Below are 1,634 nucleotides of genomic sequence, written 5' to 3'. Positions count from 1 at the left end.
GTCCATTCGTTCACCACATCACCAATTTTGATTACCGCTAATTCGTAGGACATTTTTTCTTGTAATGCCACATGATTCGCTAATAAACCATCATTGTTTTTTACATTCGCATTAAACGAAACCACTTTTTTAGGTGGAAAAAACGAACTTGCGCTTCCAGTAACGTGAGCGGACACAGTTTCGGTTAAAAACGCACCAAAGCCGGGAACAGTAACGCACTGATAACGATATAATAAGTCGGATATGTGTTTTTCTATCTGCATAACAACAAAGTTAGATAATCAATAGTAATATCAAAATTTTATCAACAAAAATTATTAACAATTGCGATTTTTACTGTAAATAATTGGAAGCGAATGGCTTAGGCTTTCTTGGTTTCCATGTTCCTACTTTACGTTACAATCTTTTTTTTGTTGCCTGAGGTTCTCGAAGGCAACAAAAAAAAGGATTTCCACTACAATCAGGGCTAATTAGGTTTTCATTTTCTTTCTTGGTCTTTGTTTTCTATGTAAAATGGAATGTCTTGTGCGGTTAAGATAATTTTCTATGTTTCTATGTGGTAAAAACCTTTGGATTATTGCTAAAAAGAACTATTTTTGTTCTTCAATTATACGCCAAATAAATTTTATACACGCCATGACAGAGTCAGAATTATACCATACGCTTGCGTTGATGCAAGTGGAAGGAGTAGGAGATGTAATCGCTAAAAAGCTCCTCCAACATTGCGGAAACGCAGAAGAAGTCTTCGCTTCAAAAAAAACCCAACTTCAAAAAATTGACGGCATTGGTTCGGTTGTAATTAAAAATTTACAAGACAAATCGGTATTTGCAAAAGCGGAAGCGGAACTCCAATTTATTGCACAAGAAAATATTTCCACTACTTATTTTCAAGAAGACAACTATCCCGAAAGACTAAAAAATTGCTACGACAGCCCCGTACTTTTATTCCAAGCCGGAAATATCGATTTACAAAACCAAAGAATCATTAGTATCGTCGGAACACGCCAAATCACGACATATGGTATGGAATTTACTAAGAAATTGATTGAAGAAATTTCACCATTAAATCCAATAATTGTTAGCGGTTTTGCTTATGGCGTGGATATTTATGCCCATCAAATGGCAATGGATTGTGGTTTACAAACTATCGGCGTTTTAGCACATGGATTAAATCAAATTTATCCGAAAACCCATAAAAAGTACATGGCAAAAATGGAACAAAACGGCGGCTTTTTGACCGAATTTTGGAGTACTAGTAATCCCGATAAGGAAAACTTTATCAAACGAAATCGAATAGTTGCCGGCATTAGCGAAGCTACCATCGTAATAGAAAGTGCCGAAAGAGGTGGTTCATTAGTAACCGCTAATTTAGCTAACGATTACAACCGAGACGTTTTCGCAGTTCCAGGAAGAACGAGTGATAAATATAGTCAAGGCTGCAACAATTTGATTAAAACACAACGCGCCAATTTGCTCACTTCTGCAGCAGATTTGGTGTATATTTTGAATTGGGAATTACAACGAGAATCTCAAAAAGCAGTACAAAAACAATTGTTCGTTACCTTAACCGATGAAGAGCAAATCATCTACGATTACCTTCAAAAAACAGGTAAAGAAATGATGGACATCATCGC

General features: G+C 36.0%; 1 protein-coding gene and 1 pseudogene. One reads left to right on the top strand and one right to left on the bottom strand.

The genetic code is table 11. The features are described 5' to 3' along the window. Window positions 1-263 (bottom strand): annotated as a pseudogene (locus Q0075_RS04885) (SPOR domain-containing protein); the annotation flags it as partial. Window positions 264-636: 373 nt separating this feature from the next. Here Q0075_RS04885 and dprA point away from each other — a divergent pair. Continuing rightward, on the top strand, window positions 637-1,634 hold a 998-nt coding region (gene dprA / locus Q0075_RS04880; RefSeq protein ID WP_297868534.1), incomplete at its 3' end, for a DNA-processing protein DprA.

Source organism: uncultured Flavobacterium sp., from assembly GCF_937967675.1.
Classification (GTDB): Bacteria; Bacteroidota; Bacteroidia; order Flavobacteriales; family Flavobacteriaceae; genus Flavobacterium.
This window is presented reverse-complemented; position numbering and strand designations above follow the sequence as displayed.